Annotated in this window: 14 protein-coding genes; 10 read left to right on the top strand and 4 right to left on the bottom strand. The window is 70.8% G+C overall.

Translation table 11 applies throughout. The features are described from left to right. Window positions 1-7 precede the first annotated feature (7 nt). Complete coding sequence (locus tag K8556_RS29700; protein WP_223743475.1) at window positions 8-502, bottom strand: GAF domain-containing protein; 495 nt, start codon at window positions 500-502, stop codon at window positions 8-10. A 75-nt stretch (window positions 503-577) separates the two neighbouring features. Here K8556_RS29700 and K8556_RS29705 point away from each other — a divergent pair, with 75 nt between their 5' ends. Beyond that, entirely contained in the window at window positions 578-1,309 is a 732-nt protein-coding gene (locus K8556_RS29705) for an NAD-dependent deacylase (protein WP_223743476.1), read from the top strand. 9 nt (window positions 1,310-1,318) lie between these two features. On the opposite strand, the gene K8556_RS29710 is transcribed toward K8556_RS29705, so the two are convergent. Further along, window positions 1,319-2,800, bottom strand: coding sequence for a two-component regulator propeller domain-containing protein (locus K8556_RS29710; RefSeq protein ID WP_223743477.1), 1,482 nt, complete (start codon window positions 2,798-2,800; stop codon window positions 1,319-1,321). A gap of 144 nt (window positions 2,801-2,944) precedes the next feature. Between K8556_RS29710 and K8556_RS29715 the strand changes: the two genes are divergently transcribed. After that, window positions 2,945-5,965, top strand: coding sequence for a poly(A) polymerase (locus tag K8556_RS29715; RefSeq protein WP_223743478.1), 3,021 nt, complete (start codon window positions 2,945-2,947; stop codon window positions 5,963-5,965). Between the two features lie 56 nt (window positions 5,966-6,021). On the opposite strand, the gene K8556_RS29720 is transcribed toward K8556_RS29715, so the two are convergent. Beyond that, window positions 6,022-7,203, bottom strand: a complete 1,182-nt coding sequence (locus tag K8556_RS29720; protein ID WP_223743479.1) for a DUF6068 family protein — start codon at window positions 7,201-7,203, stop codon at window positions 6,022-6,024. Between the two features lie 375 nt (window positions 7,204-7,578). On the opposite strand from K8556_RS29720, the gene K8556_RS29725 reads away from it, so the two are divergent. Beyond that, complete coding sequence (locus tag K8556_RS29725; protein WP_223743480.1) at window positions 7,579-8,352, top strand: zinc-dependent metalloprotease; 774 nt, start codon at window positions 7,579-7,581, stop codon at window positions 8,350-8,352. Window positions 8,353-8,355: 3 nt separating this feature from the next. After that, a complete protein-coding gene (locus tag K8556_RS29730; protein WP_223743481.1) occupies window positions 8,356-9,156 on the top strand; it encodes a serine protease in 801 nt (266 codons plus the stop codon). 54 nt (window positions 9,157-9,210) lie between these two features. On the opposite strand, the gene K8556_RS29735 is transcribed toward K8556_RS29730, so the two are convergent. Beyond that, entirely contained in the window at window positions 9,211-9,861 is a 651-nt protein-coding gene (locus tag K8556_RS29735; protein ID WP_223743482.1) for a TetR/AcrR family transcriptional regulator, read from the bottom strand. Window positions 9,862-9,957: 96 nt separating this feature from the next. Here K8556_RS29735 and K8556_RS29740 point away from each other — a divergent pair, with 96 nt between their 5' ends. The 6 genes from K8556_RS29740 to K8556_RS29765 are packed head-to-tail and all read left to right on the top strand — an operon-like array spanning window position 9,958 to window position 18,157. Next, the gene (locus tag K8556_RS29740; RefSeq protein ID WP_223743483.1) at window positions 9,958-11,652 is read left to right on the top strand and encodes an acyclic terpene utilization AtuA family protein; all 1,695 of its coding nucleotides are present in this window, start codon (window positions 9,958-9,960) and stop codon (window positions 11,650-11,652) included. Window positions 11,653-11,688: 36 nt separating this feature from the next. After that, window positions 11,689-12,855 (top strand): acyl-CoA dehydrogenase family protein, encoded by a 1,167-nt coding sequence (locus tag K8556_RS29745; protein ID WP_223743484.1) that lies wholly within the window; start codon window positions 11,689-11,691, stop codon window positions 12,853-12,855. 11 nt (window positions 12,856-12,866) lie between these two features. Then, a complete protein-coding gene (locus K8556_RS29750) occupies window positions 12,867-13,745 on the top strand; it encodes an SDR family oxidoreductase (protein ID WP_223743485.1) in 879 nt (292 codons plus the stop codon). 1 nt (window position 13,746) lies between these two features. Next, window positions 13,747-15,363, top strand: a complete 1,617-nt coding sequence (locus tag K8556_RS29755; protein ID WP_223743486.1) for a carboxyl transferase domain-containing protein — start codon at window positions 13,747-13,749, stop codon at window positions 15,361-15,363. 11 nt (window positions 15,364-15,374) lie between these two features. Beyond that, window positions 15,375-17,387 (top strand): acetyl-CoA carboxylase biotin carboxylase subunit, encoded by a 2,013-nt coding sequence (locus tag K8556_RS29760; protein WP_223743487.1) that lies wholly within the window; start codon window positions 15,375-15,377, stop codon window positions 17,385-17,387. Then, window positions 17,384-18,157, top strand: coding sequence for an enoyl-CoA hydratase family protein (locus K8556_RS29765; RefSeq protein ID WP_223743488.1), 774 nt, complete (start codon window positions 17,384-17,386; stop codon window positions 18,155-18,157). The genes K8556_RS29760 and K8556_RS29765 overlap by 4 nt, the downstream gene beginning before the upstream one ends. The last annotated feature ends 8 nt before the right edge of the window (window positions 18,158-18,165 follow it).

Genomic DNA, 18,165 nt, shown 5'->3' on the forward strand with positions numbered 1-18,165 from the left:
ACGGCTCTCAGGCCGTGCGGTGCTGGAACCAGGACATCAGGTCCTCCAGCGCCGCGCGGTCCACGTCGTCGAAGGTGTTCTTGTGCTCGGAGTCGATGTCGAGCACCGCGATGAGCTCGTTGTCGCGCCCGTACACCGGCACCACGATTTCAGACGCGGAGCGCCCGTCGCAGGTGATGTGGCCCGGGAACGCGTGCACGTCCGGCACCACCACCGTCTCGCCCTTCGCCGCGGACGTGCCGCACACGCCCTTGCCGAAGGTGATCTCCAGGCACCCGAGCGTCCCCTGGTAGGGGCCCACGCGCAGCAGCTTCCCGGGCGTCACCACCCGGTAGAAGCCGGTCCACAGGTGGCCGAAGGCGTGGTGCAGCAGGCAGCTCATCGTCGCCATCGCGCAGATGTCGTCATCCACGCCTTCGAGGATGGCGAGCGCGTGCGTCTTCAGCTCGGCATATGCCTCGGTCTTGGGCTGACCGCGCAGATCCAGGGTGACTTCGGCCATGATGGGGTCCTCTGTCAGGAAATCAGTCCCGCCCCTTCTAACAACCCTCGTGCCGGCTGGCACTCGGGAGGTCGTGTGGAACCGCTCGTCCTGGATTCGAAAACCCGCCTGCTCGTGCTCACCGGCGCCGGAGTCTCCGCGGAGAGCGGGGTGCCCACCTTCCGGGGCATGAACGGGCTGTGGGAGAACCACCCCGTGGAGGCGGTGGCGTCCCCGCAGGGCTTCGAGGCGGACCCCGCGCTCGTCTGGCGCTTCTATTCGCAGCGGCGGACGGGAGCGGCGGACGTGAAGCCCAACCCGGGCCACGACGCGCTGGTGCGTTGGGAGCAGCACCTGGGGGACCGCTTCCTGCTGGCCACGCAGAACGTGGACGGCCTGCACATGAAGGCGGGCAGCCAGCGCGTGGTGGACATGCACGGCAACCTCTTCCGCACGAAGTGCGCGGACTGCCAGCGCGCGCCCTTCGCCGACACCACCGTGCACCCGTCGGGCACGGTGCCGAAGTGCGACGCTTGCGGAGGCCGGCTGCGGCCGGACATCGTCTGGTTCGGGGAGATGCTGGACCCCAACGACCTGGCGCGCATTGGCGAGTTCATCACGCGCAAGGACGGCACGCGGCTGGTGTTCCTGGCCGCGGGCACGTCCGGAGCGGTGTGGCCCGCGGCGGGCATCGTGGACGAGGTGCGCTCCGTGCGCGGGGACACGTGGCTCGTGAACTACGAGTCCGCCGCGAACACGGAGCGCTTCCACCACTTCGTCCAGGGGATGAGCGGGCAGGTGCTGCCCACCCTGGCGAAGCTAGTCTGAGGGCCGGGCCTACGGTCCCCGGAGGACCGTGAGCCCCTTGTCGGTGAGGACGAGCAGCATGCTCGGCGTCACGGTGGGCTCGTAGACGAGCTGCTTCACCTGCTGGCCGGACACCTCACGCACCTGGGCCAGCGTGGTGCCGTCCGCCTCCAGCCGCCAGAGGCCGGCGCCGTCCGTGCCGATGTAGAGGGCCCCGTCGTCGGTCGCCTTGAGCGAGAGGATGCGGTTGGACGGCAGCCCCGCGAGCTTCGACCAGTTCCCCGTGGAGCGGTTCTTCGGCGTCAGCGCCCAGACGCCGTAGCGCTCGCTGCCCAGGTAGTAGCGGCCCGAGCGGACCTGCTCGAAGGCGCGCCAGTAGTCGTCGGTGGCCTGGCCGTTGAGCGCGTCGTTGTAGCTCTTGAACGACCAGGGCGTGGGGCCCTCCCAGGTGAACTCGCGGTCCCACTCCTCCAGCTTGGGGCTGGGCACGAGCACGCCGACCATCTGCTCGTTGGCGACGAGGACGTCACCGTTCTGCCCGATGCCCAGGCCGTGCATGTACGGGCACTGCAGCGAGCCCCACTCCGAGCCGTCCTCGTAGAGGTACCAGCCCGGGTGGCGGTGGCTGTTGTAGGTGAGCCCCTGGATGCGCGTCACGCCGTGGTTGGTGGTGATGTAGAGGTCGCCGCGGTCGCGGCCGCGCGTCACGCGGGCGCAGTTGAGGACGGTGCGGTCCTCCTCGTAGTGGAAGTCATTGGTGTTGTGGATGCCCGCCTGGCGGCCCGCGTTCGACGCGCCGGTGGTGCGCCAGAGGTGCTCCTCGAGTTTGACGCTGCCGTCCGGCTGGAGGCGGACCGCGTCCAGGTCTCCCTTCCGGTACTCGGCGAAGCGCTCGGGGGAGTAGCCCGCCTCTCCCCGCCAGGGGATGTACGTGCGCTGCTCGATGCCCTCCGCGCGCTTCATCTCGTTGGCGGAGTAGCCCACGTACGCGCGTCCGGCCTCACCGCCGCAGATGACCGTGGAGCCGGTCGCGAGCGCGTCCGGGCCGAACGGCTCGGCCGCCTGCCCGACGTTGGTGCTCCACGTGGGCTGGGTGTCGCCCGGGCGCAGCACGCCGATGCGGCGGCCGTCGAGGAGCCAGAGGTTGAGTCCTTCATCGAGCCCGACGCTCTGGGGTTTGTCGACGCCGAACACGCGCGTGTAGTCGAGCACCGCGTCCGTGGGCCAGGGCCCTGCGTCGGGCGTCTGACCCGTGCCGGCATCGGAGTCCGGTGGCGTCCCCGCGTCCGGGGTGTCGCCGGCATCGGGTGTCCCGCCATCTTCACCCGGAGGGGGCGTGCCGGCGTCCGGAATGGAACCCGGAGGGGGAAGCGAGGGAACTTCGTTTCCATCGGACGGATCCGTGATGGGCCCGTCCTGCGGATCGACTGTCGGAGACTGGTCGCTGCAACCCGACGACAACAAAGAGATGACCACCAACCCCGTCCCCACCATGCCTGCGCGAATACCCATTCCGTGTCTTCCTCCATGAGGGCTTCATGGCAAGACACGGGCCAGCGGGTTTCGCGTCAGGCTCGTTCAATCCCTTGCGTCAACGCGGCGCGTGCGCGGCCCATCCTGGCGTGCCTTCCCGTTCCCTTCGCCACGAGCCCCGCCATGTCCCAGGAACGCTTCACGACCAGCCGCGAGGTGTATCACCGGATCCGGTGGGACTCGCGGCATGACGCCCGCGAGTTCGTCGTCGGTTACGACTCGCACCGTGGCGCGCTGGAGGAGATGCCCTTCGAGGCGTTCATCCCCGACGGCGAGATTCCGTGGCACCGCGTCTGGTACTTCAAGCGCGGACCCCAGGTGGTGTGGGACCGCAAGGCGCGCATCGACCTGCTGAGCAACACCCGGCCCTCGGAGGAGCCCGCGCCACCTCCGCCTCACGCGGTGCCGGGCTTCACCCCCTTGCCCGCGTGGCGGTACGACGCGAGTTTGGGCTCGTGGACCCAGGCCTCCCTGGAGCCGGAGCGCCCGCTTCCCGCCGCGACGGCGCTCACCGTCGCCACCTTCAACGTCCTCTTCGACCTGTACGACGCGCACCTGCTGGCGACGGAGCGGAGGACACCCGCGGCCCTCGCGCTGCTCCGTGAAACCCACGCGGACGTCATCGCTCTTCAAGAAGTCACCCCGTCGTTTCTCAAGGCCCTGATCGCGGAACCCTGGGTGCGTGAGCACTGCTGGCTCTCGGATGGGCCCAGTGCACGGACGGTGACGCCCTATGGGCAGGTGCTCCTGTCACGTGTGCCGCTCGCCTCCGTGTGGCAGCGCGTCTTCTCCCGCGACAAGCGCATCATCACGGCCGAGCTGCACCTCCCGGGCGGCACGCTGTGGGTGGCCACTCCGCACCTGACGAGCGACCGGGACGCGTCCGGCGCCTCCGCGCGCGCCGTGCAGGTCGAAGCCCTCCTCGAATGGGCTCGCGTGCTTGGTTCCGAGCGCGATACCGAGGCGCCGGACCTGGTGCTGGCCGGTGACTTCAACTTCGGCGACGGTGCGCCGGAAGCCGAGTCCTTCGCGCGCGCCGGCTTCGTGGATGCGTGGCCCACGCTGAGACCTTCGGAAGCAGGGGAGACGTTCAACCCCAAGTTGAACAGCCTGGCGGCGGTCACCACCGTCTCGGGAGTGCTCCGGCGGTTGGACCGGGTGCTGGTGGCGTCTCCTTCAGGCCGGCTCGTTCCTGAGTCCGTGGAGCTCTTCGGCGAAGCGCCCCTGTCGGGACCGCCCGGGCCCACCGGACAGGCCCTCTTCGCTTCGGATCACTTCGGCCTGCGCTGCGTCCTGCGCCGTGAGGTCATCGCGTCTCGCGAGGCGCCCTCCGCGCGCGCCTCCACGGCGCTGGTCCACCACACGGCCCTGGTGCTCATCCCTCCGGATGACGTCTGGGGTCCCATCCAGGCACTTCGCAAGAAGCACGACGCGAAGTTCCAGCGGTGGATGCCTCACATCACGCTGCTGTATCCCTTCGTTCCGGAGGAGGACTTCGAGACGGCGGAGGCCATCCTCGTGGATGCCCTCCAGGACGTTGAGCCCTTCGATGTGACGCTCTCCGCGTTCGGCCACTTCGAGCACCGCGCCAACGCGACCGCGTGGCTCCGCCCCGATGTTCAGCCCTCCGGCGCGCTGTCGGCCCTGCACGCGAAGCTCGTGGCGGCCCTTCCGGAGTGTGCCTCGTCCGCGCACGGCGGCTTCACGCCCCACCTCTCCGTGGGACAGCTCCCGCTCTCCGCGGACATCGCCCGCACGCTGGCGGAGTGGCAGCGCGCATGGCGGCCCCTGAAGTTCCATGTGGGCGAGCTCTGTCTCATCCGAAGGAAGGGGGACACGCCCTTCGAAGTCATCCGGCGCATCCCCCTGGCACAGGCTCCCCGAGCGACCCCGGAGCACGAGGATGCTCCGCTTCGCGAGGCTCTGGCCTCCATCGGCGCCATCGCGTCACACGAAGGACACGCCGGCAGGACCGCGGCGGTGGAGCAACTGCGCCAGCATTGCGAACGGATCGGCACCACGCTGCACCCGTATGGCTCCTATCTCCTGGGCACGGATGGCGCGGGCAGTGACGTGGACGCGGTCGCCATCGGACCGGCGAACCTGCCCCGCGATGACTTCGCGCGAGCGCTCCTCCAGGAGCTGGCACCGGGCACGGCCCGCTACGTGGCGGACGCCGCCATCCCGCTGGTGAAGCTGTCCCTCGGAGGCGTGAGCTTCGACCTGGCCTATGCGAGCCGCCCGGAGGGCGTGCCTCCGGAGGAACCGCTGACGCTGCTCGCGCGGCACGGCGAGCGGCTCGACCCCGCGGGCCTCCGCGCCGTGTTGGGGCTGGCGGACACGTTGGGCCTGATGGACGCCGTCACCCGTGACGCCGAACGGGCCGCGAGGTTCCGGACCCTGCTGCACGCGGTGAAGGCCTGGGCCCGGGCCCGGGGCATCTACTCGCACGCGCTGGGATACCTGGGGGGGCTGTCGTGGACGCTGCTCGCGGCCTGGGCCTGCACGCGAGCACCCTCGGACGCCCTGCGGTCCGACGCGTCGCTGCTCGTGCACTTCTTCGGGACCTTCGCCTCGTGGCCGTGGCCCCAGCCCGTGACGCTCACGCCCGAGACCGCGCGCTATCGGCCTGAAGGCAAGCGCGACCTCCTGCCCGTCATTGCCCCCGCGCTCCCGGCTCGCAACACCGCGCGCAACGTGTCGCGCTCCACGTTCCGCATCATCCGCGAGGAGCTCCTCCGTGCCCGCGAACTCGTGGCCAGGGCCCGCGCTTCACGCACGCCCGGCGCGTGGGCGGAGCTCTTCCAGCCCCTGACCGCCAACGAGGTTCCAACGCTCTCGCTGCGCCTGTCCGCCGATGCTCCCACCGCCGAGGCGCGCGAGGTCGTCGAGGGGTGGATCCTCGGTCACGTCACGGCGCTGGTGTACCGGCTGGAAGGGGACCGGCGGCTCTCCGTGCGCCCGCTCCAGCCTCCACGGGCGGGAGGTGCGCTGCTCATCGGCCTGGAGGTGCGCGAGGCGCGGGACATGGCCGCGTTGTCATGGCGGCCCTCGGGTCCCCTGTTCGCGGCCGTGGAGGCGTTCCGCGCGTCCTTCCAGGAGTGGACGCACCGCCCTCCTGGCGCGGTGCTCCAGATCGACTGAGCGCGTGGCGATGACCACGCACGGGACGCCGCATCCGTTTCGTGAAGCCTCGCGCGTTACTTCGCTCCCGCGAGCCACGAGCCCCAGCGCACGAGCCGCGTGCCGCCCTCGGGCTCGCGCTTGCCTCCCGTCACCACGCGCTCGGTGCTGTTGGCGAGCGGCTGGAAGCGCGCTTCATACGGCAGGCCCGCGAGCCCCGGCGCCCACGGGTCGGCCGCGTAGGTATCGGAGAAGACGCGCTGGGTGCCTTCGACGTCCTCGTTGCTCTGGGTGATGAGGGCCGGCACGTCGCGGCCCTCCGCGCTGAACGTGCCCCGGGTGCCGTTGGCCGCCGCGGCGGGCGGCCAGTCCTCCGTGAACACCACCTCCGAGGGCAGCCCCATCAGCAGCTCCTCCAGGGGCTCCGGCTCGGCCTGGGAGAAGTCGGAGCAGGGGGCCGCGTTGGCGTCGACGGGGCCCTCGGCGCGCAGGAGGTAGCCGCGCTCGGCGGTGAAGCACACGCGCTGCACGCCGGGCGAGGGGCCGACGTCCACGAAGCGCTCGTAGTACGCCCCCGGGCCCAGCGGCCGCTCCAGCGCGGGCACCGGAGCGCTGGCCTCGCCCGAGCCCTCCCGGACCTCTCGCAGCTTCAGTTGGTATCCGCCCGGCACGCGGAAGCCGGCGGACTCCGTGCTCGCTTCAATCAGGCCACGGGCGAGGTACAGCGGGCCCGGCGCGTTGGCGTACACGCGCGTGCGCAGGGGGCCGTCGAAGGAGCGCTGGTCGCTGACGTAGCGCATGGCCTCCCAGGTGCGGCCCGCGCTGGACGCGACCTCGGCGGTGGCCGTGCCTCCGTGCGGCACGTCGAGCGGGCGCGACGTGTCCGCGCGCACGGGGATGATCAGATCCCGCGCCAGCCGCGCCTGTGACAGCGGCTTGCCGCTTTCATCACTGTAGGCCGCGCGCACCCAGACCCAGGGTTGCTGCACGGCCACCACCTCCAGCGTCAGTTGTCCCTGGAGCGTGCGCGCGGTGCCGCCACCGCGAGGCTCGGGGCCCCGCGTCGCGTTGAAGGAGTAGGTGACGCGGTCTCCCACCCGGGCCCGCGCCCAGGCTTCGGAGGCCTGCACGGACGCCGCGTCCTGGGAGCGCGTGTCGGAAGCAGAGGGGCCGCTCGACTTCGTGCTCTCGCAGCCGGGGAGGAACGACAGGGCCGCACCCAACAGCGCGGCAAGGGGAAGGGAAGGGCGCATGGACATGGGGACGGGAAATACCGAGAGTGGATTCAACTCGCAGTTATCGCGCGCTCTCCGTGTATTTCCAGGATTGTGGGAGTAAATCCGACCCTGGGGAGGGTGACTGATGAGAAGACACCCCTGTCCGAAAATCAGTGGGTCGTGGGGTGCCGGGTAAAAACCACGTCACAACAGGCACTTGCGGCACAAAGCGTTACGTTTCGTTACGCTTACATTCTTGGAAGCTGGAGTGCTGGTGCTCCAAGCAAATCAACAAAACCCGGTTATTCCCTCTGGGGCGCGGCTGGCCCGGCAGTTGCTCAGTGGCTGGGCAAGCTGTCCGCGGCTGACGGGAAGGTCAGGCGGCGGCGGATCTCCCCCGAACCAGAGGAACGACGAATGTTCAAGAAGGCGGCAGTCCTCGTGGCGAGCTGTGGTGCGTTGCTGTCTGGCTGCGGTAACGACGTCGAGGCCGAGAACCAGGAGATCGTCTCGAACCTGATCGAGGCCGGCTTCCCCGCGGACGACATCATGGTCGCTGACGGCCAGGTGTACGTGGGCCGTGACGCGCACGTGAGCCTGGAGGCCTCGCGCGAGATGCTCCAGCCGGCGACGAAGGACACCCAGGAGCAGTACCGCACGACGAACCTCGTCAGCTCCACCAAGACGAAGATCTGCATCAACCCCACGTCGACGTTCAACAGCTACAGCCGCCTGAGCCAGGGCCTGGATCTGGCGATCCAGAACTACAACCAGCGCGGTCTGAGCTTCACGATGGCGCGCGGCCCCACCACGGGCTGCAGCGCGAACATCACCGCGACGGTCATGTCCGGCGCCGGCGGCTCCGCGGGCTTCCCGTCGGGCGGCAACCCCTACGGCACCATCAACATCGGCACCGGCCTGCAGAGCTACAGCGTGGACGTGAACGAGCACGTCATCACGCACGAGCTCGGCCACTGCATCGGCTTCCGTCACTCGGACTACTACAACCGCTCCATCAGCTGCGGCGGCTCCGCCACCAACGAGGGCACCGCGGGCGTGGGCGCCATCCTCATCAGCGGCACGCCGAGCACCGCGACGGTGGGCGGCTCCATCATGAACTCCTGCTTCCGCTCGACGGAGTCCGGTGAGTTCACCAGCACGGACATCACCGCGCTGAACGCCCTCTACTAAGCGATGGCGTCGCGACCCCTTGAGTCCTTCATGAGTCCGAGGGGTCGCATCCTCGCGGGCACCTTCATCCTCCTGGGCCTTGTGGCCTGTGGAAAGGAGGAGGTGCCCGCTGTTTCCCATCCGTTGGTGTGTGAAAGCCCCGCGGCGTCGCGGGTGCGCCCGCCTCCGGAGGTTCGCGGCCAGACGCAGTGTGGCCCGACCGAGGACTTCACCCCCATCAACAGCTACCAGGGCGAGTTCGCGGACGTCGCGCAGACGGCCGAGGACGCGGTCGTCCTGATTGACGGGCGCTGCACCGGAACACTGATTGAAGCGAGCGCGGGGCCCGTGGTGGTGACGGCGGGGCACTGTGTCGCGCTCGGTGACCGGCCGCTGCTCGTCTTCAACTTCGAGGCAGAGTCGGACGGGGACCCGCTCATCACCGAGGGCACCGTCATCGAGCAATCGCTCGAGCCCGACTACGCCCTCATCCAACTGGACGTGCTCCCCCAGGTCACGCCGGTCCTGCTGTCGGCCGTGCCTGGCGAGCGGCTGGCCATCATCCAGCACCCCCGGGGCAAGCCCAAGTCGATCGCCGTGGGCGACTACCTGGATGCCTGCGACTCGCTGATCTACTACGTGGACCTGGACACCCTGGTCGGGAGCTCCGGCGCGGGCGTGCTCAACCGCCAGGGCCACCTGGTCGGCGTCCACACCGACGGCGATTGCGACACGACCGGCCGCGGCGCCAACCGGGGTTGGACGACGGAAGCGATTGTCGCGGCGTCGCCGTACCTGGTGGACGCCGACATCGTCGCGCGCTGAAGCCAGACCGAGGCGTGAGTTCCCCAGCACGGACGTCACCGCGCTGACGTACCTCTACCGCTGCTGAGGGCTCGAGTCCGGCGGCGTCGCGCGCTTGGGCGTGAGCTGCGCTTCCAGCGTCCGCGCCCAGTGGGCCAGCACCTTGCGGCGCCGGGCCGTGTCGTCGTGGAGGAAGTTCGCCAGCGCCAGGCCGCGGAGCAGGTCCAGCGTCGCGCGCACGGCGTCGCGCACGTCGCGGTCGCGCTCATCGAGCCCCAGCAGCTCGACGGTGAGCCGGTGCACCTCGCGGCCGACCTGCGTCTCCAGCGGCAGCAGGAGCGCCTTCAGTTCCTCGTCCGCCACGGCCGCCACCCACAGGTGGGTCGCGGCGGTGAAGAGCGGGCCGGCGTAGACGTCGTGGAGCAGGTTCAACAGCGGCTCGACGCGCCGCCGGCTCTCCGGCAGGCCCTTCGCGCGCCGCACCAGCTCCTCGACCTGCTGGCGGAAGACGTGCTCGACGGCGGCCGCGACCAGGGCCGCGCGGGTGGGGAAGTGGTGCTGGCAGGCGCCGCGTGACACCCCCGCGCGCTCCGCGATGGCGCCCATGGTCGCCCCCGCCCAGCCCCTCTCCACCAGCACCTCGATGGCGGCCGTCATCAGCTTCTGCCGCGTCACCCGGCTGCGCTCCTGCTCCTGCCGTGTCGTTCCGCTCGCCGTGCCGCTCATGCGAGCACACTGTTGCGGCGGGAAGAAAAAAGCAATCGTGATTGCTTTATTTGGACATGGGGGACAGACTCGCGGCTCCCTGGCTCAGGAGGTGCGATGGACGCGCGTTCGCTGCGTATCGGCAATGCATCCGGCTTCTACGGCGACCGCTTCTCCGCGTTCCGGGAGATGCTGGAGGGCGGTCCCCTGGACGTCCTCACCGGCGACTACCTGGCGGAGTTGACGCTGCTCATCCTCGGCCGGGACCGGATGAAGAACCCGGCGGGCGGGTACGCGAAGACGTTCCTGCGCCAGTTGGAGGAGACGCTCGGCATCGCGGTGGAGCGCAAGGTGCGCATCGTCGCGAACGCCGGGGGCCTCAACCCCGCGGGGCTCGCGCACGACCTGCGCGCGCTCGCCGCGAAGCTGGGGCTGACCGTCCACATCGCGCACGTCGAAGGCGATGACCTGGTGGGGCGCGCGGATGAGCTGGGCTTCGACCAGCCCCTCACGGCGAACGCGTACCTGGGCGGCTGGGGCATCGCCGCGTGCCTGGACGCGGGCGCGGACATCGTCGTCACCGGGCGCGTGACGGACGCCTCGCTCGTGGTCGGCCCCGCGGCGGCCCACTTCGGCTGGAAGCGCGACGACTGGGACCGGCTCGCGGGCGCCATGGTCGCGGGCCACGTCCTGGAGTGCGGAGCGCAGGCGACCGGCGGCAACTTCGCGCGCTTCGGTGAGATCGACGTGCGCCGGCCCGGCTTCCCGCTCGCGGAGATCTTCGCGGACGGCTCCAGCATCATCACCAAGCATCCGCACACCGGCGGTGCCGTCACCGTCGACACGGTGAAGGCCCAGCTCGTCTATGAGATTGGCGGGGCCCGCTACGCCGGCCCGGACGCGACGGCGCGCTTCGACACCATCGTGGTGGAGGCCGACGGCACGGACCGGGTGCGCCTGTCGGGCGTGCGCGGCGAGCCGCCTCCTCCGGACGTGAAGGTGTGCCTCAACCGCCTGGGTGGCTTCCGCAACGAGGCCTCGTTCATGCTGGTCGGCCTGGACATCGAGGAGAAGGCCGCGCTCGTGCGGGCGCAGCTCGACGCGACGCTCAAGCCCCGTCCCGCGGAGGTCCTCTACACGCTCGCGCGCACCGACCACGCCGACGCTCCGAGCGAGGAGCAGGCGTCGGCGACGCTGCGGGTCGCCGTGAAGGACTCCGACCCGAAGGTCGCGGGCCGTTCCTTCAGCGGCGCCGTGGTGGAGCTGGCCCTGTCCAGCTACCCCGGCTTCTTCCTGCCCGCGCTGCCCGGCGACGCTTCGCCCTTCGGCGTCTACACCCCGGGCTATGTGGATGCGCGCAAGGTGCCGCACGTCGCGGTGCTCCCGGATGGCCGGCAACTCGACGTGCATCCCACGGAGCAGACGCGGCGGCTCGAAGCGGTCCCCGCGCCGCCGCTGCCCGCGATGCTGCTGGCGGGCCCCACCCGGCGCGTGCCGCTCGGGCAGGTGGCCCTGGCCCGCAGCGGAGACAAGGGCGGGGACGCGAACATCGGCGTCTGGGTCCGCACCGACGAGGCCTGGCGCTGGCTGGTGCACACGCTCACGGAGGAGCGGCTGCGCGCGCTGCTTCCGGAGGCGCGCGAGCTCAAGGTCCAGCGGCACGTGCTCCCGAACCTGCGCGCCCTGAACTTCGTCATCGAGGGCCTGCTGGGCGAGGGCGTCTCGTCGTCCACCCGCTTCGATCAACAGGCCAAGGCGCTCGGCGAGTGGCTGCGCTCGCGCCACGTCGACGTCCCTGAATCGCTTCTGTAGCGCCTTCGCACGCGCCCGAGTCCACCGAGGAAGCCCATGCAGCAGACCCAGGAACACCGCGCCATCCGCCAGACCGTCCGCAAGTTCGTGGAGCAGGAGCTGAACCCGCACATCGACTCCTGGGAGGCCGCGGAGATCTTCCCGGCCCGGGAGGTCTTCCAGAAGCTGGGCGGGCTCGGGCTGCTGGGCATCACCAAGCCCACCGAGTTCGGCGGGCTGGGGCTGGACGCGTCGTTCTCCGTCGCCTTCGCGGAGGAGCTGGGCCACTGCACCTGCGGCGCGCTGCCCATGGCCATCGGCGTCGTGACGGACATGGCCACGCCCGCGCTGGCGCGCTTCGGCAGCGACGAGCTGCGGCGGGAGTTCCTGGCGCCCACGCTCACGGGCGAGCGCGTCTGTTCCATCGCGGTGAGCGAGCCGGGCGCCGGCTCCGACGTGGCGAGCGTGACGACCACCGCGCGCCGCGACGGCGACGACTACGTCATCGACGGCAGCAAGATGTGGATCACCAACGGCATGCAGGCGGACTGGGTCTGCCTGCTCGCGAACACGGGGGACGGGCCCGCGCACGCGAACAAGTCGCTCATCCTCGTGCCCATGGACCGCCCCGGCATCACGCGCTCGAAGATCCGCAAGCTCGGCATGTGGGCGTCCGACACGGCGCAGCTCTTCTTCGACGGCGTGCGCGTCCCGGCGCGCTTCCGCATCGGCGACGAGGGGCGCGGCTTCGCGATGCAGATGCAGCAGTTCCAGGAGGAGCGGCTGTTCGTGTCGGCGAGCACGCTGGTCACCTTCGACCGGCTCATCGCGCAGACGGCGGAGTACACGCGGCAGCGCAAGGCCTTTGGCCAGTCCATCCTCGACAATCAGAGCGTGCACTTCCGGCTCGCGGAGCTGCAGACGGAGGTGGAGGCGCTCCGGGCGCTCATCTACCGGACCGTGGGCCTGTACATCGAGAACAAGGACGACCCGGAGGTCGTGAAGCTCGCCTCGATGTGCAAGCTCAAGTCGGGCCGGCTGGCCCGCGAGCTCGTCGACGGCTGCCTCCAGTACTGGGGCGGCATGGGCTTCACCTGGGACAACCCCGTCGCCCGCGCCTACCGGGACCTGCGCCTGGGGTCCATTGGCGGCGGCGCCGACGAGGTGATGCTCGGAATCATCAGCAAGGCCATGGGAACGCTGCCCCGCAAGGCGCGCGGCTGAGGAGCAACACGATGGGATACCGTTCAGTCTTCGCCCCGAACTCCTTCGCGGGCCGCACCATCATCGTCACCGGCGCCGGCAGCGGCATTGGCCGGTGCACCGCGCACGAGCTCGCGTCGCTCGGCGCGCACATCGTCCTCGTGGGCCGCAAGCCGGAGAAGCTGGCGAAGGTGGCCGGGGAGCTCTCCGCCGAGGGCTACGCGTCCACGCAGCACGCCGTGGACATCCGGGACGAGGCCGCGGTGCGCGACATGGTCGCCGCCGTCGTCCAGGCGCACGGCCGCATCCATGGGCTCGTGAACAACGCGGGCGGGCAGTTCCCGTCGCCGCTGGCGCAGATCTCCAAGAAGGGCTTCGAGGCGGTCGTCTCGACGAACCTCACCGGCGGCTTCCTGGTCGCGCGCGAGGTGTTCACCCAGTCCATGAGCGAGCACGGCGGCGCCATCGTGAACATGCTCGCGGACGCCTGGAACGGCATGCCGGGCATGGGGCACTCGGGCGCGGCGCGCGCCGGCATGTTCAACCTGACGCAGACGGCCGCCGTCGAGTGGGCGGCCTCCGGGGTCCGCGTCAACGCCGTCGCGCCCGGCTGGGTCGCGTCCAGCGGCCTGGACACCTACGAGGACCCCTTCGTGCGGGAGATGATCCCCTTCCTGCGCAAGCAGGTGCCCCTGCACCGGCTGGCCACCGAGGCGGAGGTGAGCGGCGCCATCGTGTTCCTGCTCTCCGACGTGGCGGCGTTCATCACCGGCGAGGTCATCCGCATCGACGGCGGCGCGTCCTGCAACACCAAGGCCTTCCCGCTGTCGGAGCACTCCAACTCGAAGCCCTACGACGGGTTCCACCTGGCCAAGGGGCCCGCCATCCTCGACGGCCCGAAGGAGAAGTGACGTGCCCACGCTCGTCTCCCAGGTCGAACCCGCCTCCGCCACCTTCACCACGCAGCGCCAGGAGATGCTCGCGCGCGTCGCGGAGCTGCGCGCCATCGAGCAGAAGTCGCGCGACACCGAGCAACTGGCCCGGGACAAGTTCAAGCAGCGCGGGCAGTTGCTGCCGCGGGAGCGGCTGGCGTTGCTGCTCGACCGGGGCTCGCCCTTCCTGGAGCTCTCCACGCTCTGCGGCTACAAGCACCACGACGACACCGACGGCTCGCTGGCGGGCGGGAACACCCTCATCGGCATCGGCTTCGTGTCCGGCGTGCGCTGCCTGGTGTTCGTGAGCAACTCCGCCGTGAAGGGCGGCACCGCGACGCCCTGGGGCGTCCAGAAGGCGCTGCGCGCGCAGGAGATCGCCCTCCAGAACCGGCTGCCCGTGGTGTCGCTCGTGGAGAGCGGCGGGGCGAACCTGCTCTATCAGCAGGAGATCTTCATCCCGGGCGGGGAGACCTTCTACAACCAGGCGAAGCTGTCCGCGGCCGGCATCCCCCAGGTCACCGTCGTCCACGGCTCCAGCACGGCGGGCGGCGCGTACATCCCGGGCCTGTCCGACCACGTCGTCATGGTGCGCGGCAAGGCGAAGGTGTTCCTCGCCGGCCCGCCGCTGTTGCTCGCGGCCACGGGCGAGGTCGCCACGGACGAGGACCTGGGCGGCGCGGAGATGCACACCACCGTGGCCGGCACCTCGGACCACCTCGCCGAGGACGACGCCGACGGCATCCGCATCGCGCGGGAGATCGTCGCGTCGCTCGGGTGGAATGACGCCCTGCCGGCGTCGGCGCGTCCCGCCTTCGAGCCGCCGCGCTACCCGGTGGAGGAGCTGTGCGGCGTCGTGCCCATGGACCACCGCAAGCCCTATGACTGCCGGGAGGTGATTGCCCGGATCGTGGACGGCTCGGACTTCTCGCCGTTCAAGGACGACTACGACGCGCTCACCGTGTGCGGCTGGGCGCGCATCGAGGGCCGGGCGGTGGGGCTCATCGGCAACAACGGGCCCATCACCGCGAAGGGCGCGACGAAGGCGGGGCAGTTCATCCAGCTCTGCTGCCAGGCGCGCACGCCCATCATCTACCTGCAGAACACCACGGGCTACATGGTGGGCACGCAGTCGGAGCAGGGCGGCATCGTGAAGCACGGCGCGAAGATGCTCCAGGCGGTGGCCAACGCGACCGTGCCGCAGATGACCCTCCTGCTGGGCGGTGCGTTCGGCGCGGGCAACTACGGCATGTGCGGCCGTGCGTTCCACCCGCGCTTCATCTTCGCCTGGCCCAACGCTCGCACGGCGGTGATGGGCGGTGAGCAGGCGGCGAAGGTGCTCACCATCGTCGCCACGGAGAAGGCCCGGCGCGCGGGGCTGCCGCCCGACCAGGAGTTCCTGGACGGCATGGCGAAGCCGCTCATCGAGCAGTTCGACCGCGAGTCGGATGCCTTCCAGTGCAGCGCGCGGCTGTTCGACGACGGCGTCATCGACCCCCGGGACACGCGGCGGGTGCTCGGGTTCATCCTGGCCACGTGCGACGAGGCTTCGCGCCGCACGCTGTCGCCCAACTCCTTTGGCGTCGCCCGGCTGTAGCGAGGGGAATCATGAAACGCATCCACAAGGTGCTGGTGGCGAACCGGGGTGAGATCGCCGTGCGCGTGCTGCGCACGTGCCGCCGGCTGGGCCTGCGCACGGTCGCGGTCTTCTCCGACGCGGACCGGGACGCCCCGCACGTGCGGCTCGCGGACGAGGCCATTCACCTGGGGCCGCCGCCCGCTCGGGAGTCCTACCTGTCCATCGAGCGGGTGCTCGCCGCGGCGAAGGCGTCCGGCGCGGACGCCATCCATCCGGGCTACGGCTTCCTGTCGGAGAACGAGGACTTCGCGCGCGCGTGCGCGGACGCGGGCTTCGTGTTCGTGGGGCCTCCGGCGGAGGCCATCGAGCTGATGGGGAACAAGCGGCAGGCGAAGCTGCGCATGCAGGCCGCGGACGTGCCCTGCATCCCCGGCTACGAGGCGGCGCGCCCGGGTGAGTCCCTGGAGGACGAGGCCCTGGTCCGCGAGGGCCAGCGCGTCGGGTTCCCCCTCATGGTGAAGGCGGCGGCGGGCGGTGGCGGGCGCGGCATGCGGCTCGTCCGCGAGCCGGGCGCGCTGCTCGACGCCATCCGCTCGGCGCGCTCGGAGGCGACGAACGCCTTTGGCAGCGGCGAGCTCATCCTGGAGCGGGCCATCGAAGGCGCGCGTCACGTGGAGGTGCAGGTCTTCGCGGACGAACATGGGAACGCCGTGCACCTGGGCGAGCGCGACTGCTCCGTGCAGCGCCGGCACCAGAAGGTGATTGAAGAGAGCCCGTCACCGGCCGTGACGCCCGAGCTGCGCGAGCGCATGGGGGCCGTGGCGGTGCAGGCCATCCGCGCCATCGGGTATCGCGGCGCGGGCACCATCGAGTTCCTCCTGGCGCCCAACGGCGACTTCTTCTTCATGGAGATGAACACGCGGCTTCAGGTGGAGCACCCGGTGACGGAGCTCATCACCGGGCTCGACCTGGTCGAGTGGCAGCTTCGCGTCGCGGACGGCGAGCGGCTCCCGCTGACGCAGCCGGAGATTGCCTGGCGCGGGCACGCCATCGAGGCGCGCCTGTGCGCGGAGGACCCGGCCAGGGGCTTCCTCCCGCAGACGGGCCGGCTCCTCGCGTGGGAGCCTCCGGCGGGGGAGGGCATCCGCGTGGACCATGGCGTGCGGGAGGGGCAGGACATCACGCCCTTCTATGACTCCATGCAGGCGAAGCTCATCGCGTACGGGCCGGACCGCGAGACGGCGCGCGAGCGGCTGGCCGCGGCGCTGCGCGAGCTGACGGTGTTCGGCGTCACGACGAACAGCGTGTTCATCCAGCACGTCCTCGGGCACGAGGCGTTCCGCTCCGGCCGGTACGACACGGGCTTCGTCGGCGCGCACACGCCGCCGGAGACGCTGCAAGCGCTGGGGAAGGCGTCCCCGGAGGACCAGGCCATCCTGGCCGCCTTGCTCTTCCACGACGACGCGCAGGCGCTGGCCCGGAAGGGCGGCTTCGACGCGACGCTCACGGGCTGGAGCAGCTCCTACGCCCTGCCGGTGCCGGTCAGCCTGCATGACGGGGCCTCGGAGTTCCGCGCTTCGGTGCGTCCGGTCGCGCCGGAGGCCTATGAAGTCCAGGTTGGCGACACCCGGGTCCCGCTGTCCTTGCGCGCCCTCTCCGCCGAACGCGCCGAGGTGGAGGTGGCGGGGCGCCGCCGCGCGGTCCGCTACCGCCGGGCGGGTGGCACGCTGTGGTGCACGCTCGACGGCGTCACGCGCCAGCTTCGCGACGTGTCCTTCCGGCTGCCCTCCGAACGCGAGCGCGCCAGCGACGGCCGCCTGCGCGCGCCCATGGATGGCCGCATCATCCGGGTGAGCACCGAGGCCGGCGCGACCGTGAAGAAGGGCGACGTGCTGGTGGTGCTCGAGGCGATGAAGATGGAGTCGTCCCTCATCGCGCCCACGGATGGCGTGGTCACGGCGGTGAACGTCACGGTCGGGGCGCAGGTGCCCGCGCGGCACGTCGTCGCGGTCGTCTCCCCCGCAGCGAAGGAGGCAGCATGAGTGAAGCACCGCTCGTCCGGTACGAAGTCTCTCGTGGCGTCGCGACCCTGACGCTCGACTCGCCGCGCAACCGCAACGCGCTGTCGCGGGCGCTCGTCACGCAGTTGATGGAGCGGCTGAACGCCGTGGGCTCCGACCCGGGCGTGCGCGCGGTCGTCCTCGCGGCCACGGGGCCGGCGTTCTGCGCGGGGGCGGACCTGTCGGAGATGGCGGACGGAGGCGCCGCGAAGGCGCCGGCCGTGCTGCTCGACGTGCTGCGCACGATCGTGACGCTGCCGCAGCCTGTCGTGGCGAAGGTCGCCGGGCAGGTGAGGGCGGGCGGCATCGGCATCGTGGGCGCGTGCGACGTGGCGGTTGTCGCGGAGTCCGTGAAGTTCGCCTTCACGGAGGCGCGCATCGGCGTGACGCCCGCGGTCATCTCCCTCACCACGCTGCCGCACCTGACCAGCCGGGCGGCGAGCCGCTACTTCCTCACCGGTGAGGCCTTCGACGCGACCGAGGCCGCGCGCATCGGGCTCATCACCTCCGCGGTGCCGGACGCGTCGCTGGAGGGCGCCGTCGAGCAGATCCTGGAGACGTTCCGGGTGTCGTCTCCGCAGGGCCTGCGTGAGACGAAGCAACTGGTGTCCGCCGGGCTGCGCGCGCGCATCGACTCCGGGGGCGCCGAGATGGTCGCGCTCTCCGGCCGGCTGTTCGCCTCCGAGGAGGCCCAGGAGGGGATGCTCGCCTTCCTGGAGCGCCGGCCTCCCGCGTGGGCCGCGCCGAAATAGGCTGCGGG

The organism is Corallococcus sp. AS-1-12 (assembly GCF_020036995.1).
GTDB lineage: Bacteria > Myxococcota > Myxococcia > Myxococcales > Myxococcaceae > Corallococcus.

Coding starts and splice junctions, on each gene's coding strand:
- K8556_RS29735 (WP_223743482.1), bottom strand. CDS start 9,861: ATGAGCGGCACGGCGAGCGGAACGACACGGCAGGAGCAGGAGCGCAGC.
- K8556_RS29720 (WP_223743479.1), bottom strand. CDS start 7,203: ATGTCCATGCGCCCTTCCCTTCCCCTTGCCGCGCTGTTGGGTGCGGCC.
- K8556_RS29710 (WP_223743477.1), bottom strand. CDS start 2,800: ATGGGTATTCGCGCAGGCATGGTGGGGACGGGGTTGGTGGTCATCTCT.
- K8556_RS29700 (WP_223743475.1), bottom strand. CDS start 502: ATGGCCGAAGTCACCCTGGATCTGCGCGGTCAGCCCAAGACCGAGGCA.
- K8556_RS29730 (WP_223743481.1), top strand. CDS start 8,356: ATGGCGTCGCGACCCCTTGAGTCCTTCATGAGTCCGAGGGGTCGCATC.
- K8556_RS29765 (WP_223743488.1), top strand. CDS start 17,384: ATGAGTGAAGCACCGCTCGTCCGGTACGAAGTCTCTCGTGGCGTCGCG.
- K8556_RS29725 (WP_223743480.1), top strand. CDS start 7,579: ATGTTCAAGAAGGCGGCAGTCCTCGTGGCGAGCTGTGGTGCGTTGCTG.
- K8556_RS29750 (WP_223743485.1), top strand. CDS start 12,867: ATGGGATACCGTTCAGTCTTCGCCCCGAACTCCTTCGCGGGCCGCACC.
- K8556_RS29740 (WP_223743483.1), top strand. CDS start 9,958: ATGGACGCGCGTTCGCTGCGTATCGGCAATGCATCCGGCTTCTACGGC.
- K8556_RS29760 (WP_223743487.1), top strand. CDS start 15,375: ATGAAACGCATCCACAAGGTGCTGGTGGCGAACCGGGGTGAGATCGCC.
- K8556_RS29745 (WP_223743484.1), top strand. CDS start 11,689: ATGCAGCAGACCCAGGAACACCGCGCCATCCGCCAGACCGTCCGCAAG.
- K8556_RS29715 (WP_223743478.1), top strand. CDS start 2,945: ATGTCCCAGGAACGCTTCACGACCAGCCGCGAGGTGTATCACCGGATC.